Origin of the sequence: Peptacetobacter sp. (genome assembly GCF_029264495.1) — a bacterium.
GTDB lineage: Bacteria > Bacillota > Clostridia > Peptostreptococcales > Peptostreptococcaceae > Peptacetobacter.
Genome location: NZ_JARIBH010000055.1, coordinates 1 through 5,717 on the forward strand (window position 1 = coordinate 1; position 5,717 = coordinate 5,717).

The following is a 5,717-nucleotide window of genomic DNA, read 5'->3' on the forward strand; positions in this document are numbered from 1 at the left end:
TGATGCTCCTATAAGACCACCATACAATGTTTACTTCCAGGGAGGTCTTACATTTGACCATTCTAAAATGGGTACTTTAAAAGCAATAGAAAGAATAAAAGATTTACATAAGGGACTAGGTGAAAAATAAATCGGAAATTTATAATTAAATACTAAAATCTGCAAACCTAGTAATTGCAAGGGTTTCGGGTTATGGAAAAATGCCGTAGCTCCAGGGTAGCTCCAAAAGGCATTTTCCGTAGCTCCAAAAAATATAGGAAAAAGAGAGGTGATATTAATCATCTCTCTTTTTATATATAAAAATATTTATAAAAATTAAAAAAATATTCTAATTTAAATGATTTGTAATAATACACATATGTGATATAATATATTTAGTTAGTTTTTACTATAATTAAAATTAGGAGGTGATTTTATGAAGTTTAAAGAAAAAGCAAGTACATTTATAATAGCTGCTGCATTATTTACAACTTCTATAGTTCCAATATTTGCAGTAAATAATGATAAAATTGTAGGAAAAGATAGATACGATACTGCTGCGAAAGTTGCTGATAGATTAGGAAATTATAGTACAGCAATTCTTGTAAATACAGATAAGAGTTTAGCAGATGGACTTTCTGCATCATCATTAGCAGGAAAAGAAAATGCACCTATACTTTTAGTGAAGCAAAATTCAATTCCAGAAGTAACAATGAGAAGACTTGAAAATGTGAAAAAAGTTTATATAATAGGAGGAATATCTGCTATAAGTAAAAATGTAGAAGAACAATTATATAACAAAGAAATAATAAGAATTTCTGGTAAAGATAGATTAGAAACATCTGAAAAAATAGCAGAATTAATGGTTCCATATGATAAAGCATTTGTTGTAAATGGATTTAAAGGAGAGGCCGATGCCATGTCTGTTGCATCGATTGCTGCTAGAGATAATGTTCCTATATTTTTAACAGATGGAGTATATTTTGATCATCCTCAATATACAAATACAAATTATTATCTAATAGGTGGGAACTCAACAATAGATGGTTATATGCAAGCTGTATTAGAGGGTGAGAGAATTGCAGGACATGATAGATATGAAACAAATAGGAAAGTTTTAGAAAAATTCTATCCAAATACAAATAGATTATATTATACAAAAGGAAATCCTCTTGTAGATGCTCTTACTGTATCATCACTTGCTAAAAATAATGGTGTTATGTTTGTATCTAAAAATTCGGATAATAGTATAGTTAAAGGAAAAAATGAACTTATACAAGTAGGTGGAATTAATTTTAAGGTTGATTTAAGTGGAAATTCTCTACCAAAATTAAATCTATCAAAAAATGTAGTATCAATTGACCAAGGTGATAAATTCAATATAAGTATGTTTGGTATAAGTGCAACAGATTTTGAAGATGGAAATATAACAAAAAAAGTAAAAGTAAATAAGAAAGTAGATACTTCAAAAGTTGGAAAATATATACTGACATTATCTGTTACAGACTCTAATGGAGCAACTGTGAGTAAAGATGTTACAGTAATTGTTAATAAAAAAATAGTACCAAATCCTTCAAAACCTAATGTTAAACCAAGTATAAATACAGAAAAATTCCAACAAGAATTTAGAAAAGAATTTTTCAAAATGTTAAATGAGTACAGAGTTGATTGTGGTGTTCCACCTGTAGAACCAATGGACGATTTAAATTATTGTGCATGTTTTAAATCTGAACATATGGGAACTTTAAATTATTTTGAACATTGGTATGATGACACTGAAACAAAATACTATCAAGATAGATGGAATGAAAGTAATGAAAATGGAGCAATGATGAGAGTTTGGGATATTAAGCCTGAAATAGTAGAAAAACATAATCCAAAACACTTAACAGAAAATATATATTGTACATGGAAGAAGAGAATAGAATCTCCTAAATTTTTAGCAGAAATGGCATTTAATGGATGGAAAAATTCTCCAGGACATAATGCAAATATGCTTAGAATTGATAGTATGTACACAGGTTTAGGTGCGTATAGAGAAGGAGAATATATTTATGTAACATCTAACTTTATGAAAAAATAATAAAAGTAAATATTAAATATATGCACCATTAAAAAGGACTTTTTAAAGTCCTTTTTATTTTTAATTAAATTTTGATATTATAATAAAAAATTTAATAGAATAAATATCTTTTAAAAGTGCAAGAAAAGTATATATTAAAATGTTTTGAAAAATATGAGATTGTGTATATTCAGATAAATAAAAAATAACAATATCAAAAAATTATTTTTAAAAATAATTGATTATAGATAATAATATTTTAATTCGTATTGTATTTAAGTAATGTAAAAACGATATTTTATTGTAAAGTATGAAAGATTTTACGAATTATACTTTTTATTGAAAATAACCAACACAAATAATGTTATATCTTAAATTTCTGTCTTATATTAATTAAAAGACCGTTAGTTCTTTATATTGCAAGATTCACTTAATTTTATTTAAATTGATATATATGTTATAATCTATTTGTATTTAAATATATTATATGGAGGTATATTATGAATAAAAAATTACAAAAATCATTAGCATTAGGAATGGCTGTAGCATTTGTTGCACCTATGACAACATTAGTAAATGCAGAATCAAAATGTGAAATTGTAACTACAAAAGGAAACAATAGATATGATACAGCAGCTAAACTTGCAAAAAATGCTAAAAATAAAAATGTGGCAATACTTATAAATGCTGATAACTCTTTAGCTGATGGACTTTCAGCTAGTGGACTTGCTGGTACATTAAATGCTCCAATACTTTTAACAAAAAAAGATACTATACCAAAAGAAACTATGGGAGCATTAGAAGGTGCTAAAGTTGTATACTTAATAGGTGGTAACAATGCAATATCTAAAAAGGTTGAAAATAAATTATATAGTACAGGTTATGATATAGAAAGAATAGAAGGTTCAAATAGAATAGAAACTTCTAAAAATGTTGCAAAAATAATAGAAAATATATCTTCAAAACCAGTAACAGAAAAATATTTAGTAAATGGATTTAAAGGTGAGGCCGATGCTATGAGTATAGCACCAATCGCAGCAAAAAATGAAGGTGCAATAATACTTTCTAACAACAAAGATTATGATAAAAATTATAAACCAGATTATATAATAGGTTCTACTAGTGTTATATCTAAAGATATAGAAAATAAAAGTGGTGCTATAAGACTTGGTGGAAGAGATAGATATGAAACAAATAAGTTAGTTATAAATAAATTTTACAAAGATGTAGATAATTTCAATGTAGCAAAAGGAAATCTACTTGTAGATGCATTAACAGCATCAGCTGCTAAACAACCAATTGTTCTTGCATCAGAGAAAAGTGATAAATCAGTACTTAAAGGAGCTAAAAGAGTAAATCTTATAGGTGGACTTTCTGATTCAATTGTAAATCAAATAAAAAATATAGTATCTGATACTAAAAATGATTTGGAAGATAAATCTTCTCTTTCAGTAGGAAATGACTATGGTGAAATAATGAGATGTGAAAAATTTCCATTTGAACAATATAATATAAAAGCAACAGATATAGATGGTACTGATATAACTAATAAAGTTAAATGGATAGGTACAGGTGGTCCTGATGAAAATCCTTTACATGAAATTGATACAAGAGTAGCTGGAGGTTTTCCAATAGAATTTTATGTAACATTAAAAGATGGAAGAGTATTACATAAACCTGCTTTTCTTGCTATTGGAACAGATTATTATAGTGATTATCCATTATTAACAGCAGACTATCCTAAGATAACTGTTCCAGTTGGATATAATTTAACATTAAAAGATTTTGGGCTATTTTGTTGGGATACAGGATATGGAAATATAACAGATGATATAACAGTTGTAGGTAGTTTGCCTAATACTGATAAACCAGGAACATACAAATTTTCTGTTGAATGTATTAATAAAGATTTCTGTGGTTCAACACTTGAATTAACAGTAAATGTAAAATAAATTATTAAATCTAATCAAAAATAAAAAGGACTTTTTAAAGTCCTTTTTATTTTTGATTAGATTTTGATATTATTAATTTATGATATAATAATCATTAATAAAATATATAATATGGAGAACAACAATGAAAGATATTAACAGATTAAAAAAATTACCACTATGGGAAATGACTACAGATGAAGAATTATCATTAATAGAAAAAAATATACAAATACTAAATTACAAAAAAGGTGATTTTATACTTGATAAATCAGAAGGTTGTTTTGGAATAATTCTTGTGAAAAAGGGCTCTTTAAGAGTACATATTTTATCTGAAGATGGAAGAGATATTACTTTATACAGAATAAAATCTGGAGATATATGTATGTTGTCATCATCTTGTTTGTTAGACGCTATAACATTTGATATACATTTAGAAGTTGAAGAAAATACAGAAATATTGAATATTCCCTCTAATATATTCAAAAGAATAACTGAGGAAAATATTTATGTTAAAGCCTATATGTATGAAGAAATAGCAGCTAGATTTTCAGATGTTATGTGGATAATGCAACAGATTCTCTTTATGGGAGTTGATAAAAGATTAGCTATATTCTTAATAGAAGAAAGTTCTTCTTTAAATAGCGATAAAATAAAAATCACTCATGAACAAATTGCAAAATATATTGGAAGTGCAAGAGAAGTAGTTAGTAGGATGTTAAAATATTTTGAGCAAGAGGAAATAGTATCTCTTAGTAGAGGCAGTATAGAAATATTGAATAAAGATGAGCTTATTAAAATATCTAAATAAAGATTAATCGTATTAAAAAATAATAAAAATTATAAAAAGTTGCTTTTTATGTGATTGTATCACAGAAAAGGTAGCTTTTTTTATTGTAGAATATCATCATGAAGTTTAGAGAAAAAATACATTTGTGATGAAAGGAAAAATAATATGCAAAAAAATAATACAATTAATACAAAAATAAGTAAAAGATTTGCAACTGTGGATAAATCATTTTGTGTTGCCTGTGGTTGTTGTATAAAAGTATGTCCGAAAAATGCTATATCTATAAAAAATGGATTATATGCAGATGTTGATTTAGAAAAATGTATAGGTTGTGGTCTATGTTCTAAAGAATGTCCAGCATCTGTAATAGATATTAAAAGAGAAGTATTAGGAGGGGTAGCATAATGAAAAAAACTAAAAAATGGTATGATTATTTATGGATAATTTCTACACTTTATTTAATATTAGGATTTGTAAATATAATGTTTGCTTGGCTAGGACTAATATGTTTCTTTGTGCCACTTATAATATCTATTGTAAAAGGAAATAAATCTTATTGTAATAAATATTGTGGTAGAGGTCAATTATTCGGTATTCTTGGAAATAAATTTGGGCTTTCTAGAAAAAAAGATATTCCAAAATTTTTAAAGAGTAAATGGTTTAGATATGGATTTTTAGCATTTTTCTTATTTATGTTTGTAAATATGTTGTTTTCTACATATCTTGTATTTAAAGGAAGTAGCAGTTTAAAAGAAGTTGTTACTATATTATGGACTTTTAAAGCTCCTTGGAGTTTTGCATATAGTGGAGCAGATATTCCAGCTTGGATAGTTCAATTTGCATTCGGATTTTATAGTGTAATGCTTACTTCAACTATATTGGGCGTTATAACTATGCTTTTATATAAACCTAGATCTTGGTGTGTTTATTGCCCTATGGGAACAATGACACAGGG

General features: G+C 26.5%; 6 protein-coding genes. All 6 read left to right on the forward strand.

Annotation, left to right across the window (positions count from 1 at the left end; genetic code table 11):
• The coding region (locus Q1J78_RS08690) for a methionine gamma-lyase family protein (protein ID WP_300277489.1) at positions 1-130 on the forward strand (130 nt) is incomplete at its 5' end.
• A 285-nt stretch (positions 131-415) separates the two neighbouring features.
• Positions 416-2,062: a cell wall-binding repeat-containing protein gene (locus tag Q1J78_RS05115; protein WP_300277474.1), complete on the forward strand. Its 1,647-nt coding sequence runs from the start codon at positions 416-418 to the stop codon at positions 2,060-2,062.
• A gap of 479 nt (positions 2,063-2,541) precedes the next feature.
• Positions 2,542-3,993 (forward strand): cell wall-binding repeat-containing protein, encoded by a 1,452-nt coding sequence (locus Q1J78_RS05120; protein WP_300277477.1) that lies wholly within the window; start codon positions 2,542-2,544, stop codon positions 3,991-3,993.
• Positions 3,994-4,117: 124 nt separating this feature from the next.
• A complete protein-coding gene (locus tag Q1J78_RS05125) occupies positions 4,118-4,783 on the forward strand; it encodes a Crp/Fnr family transcriptional regulator (protein WP_300277480.1) in 666 nt (221 codons plus the stop codon).
• Positions 4,784-4,927: 144 nt separating this feature from the next.
• On the forward strand, positions 4,928-5,167 hold the full coding sequence (locus tag Q1J78_RS05130; protein WP_300277483.1) for a 4Fe-4S binding protein: 240 nt from the start codon (positions 4,928-4,930) through the stop codon (positions 5,165-5,167).
• Positions 5,167-5,717 (forward strand): 4Fe-4S binding protein (locus Q1J78_RS05135; protein ID WP_300277486.1); only part of this gene is annotated, 551 nt, incomplete at its 3' end. The genes Q1J78_RS05130 and Q1J78_RS05135, both read left to right, overlap by 1 nt.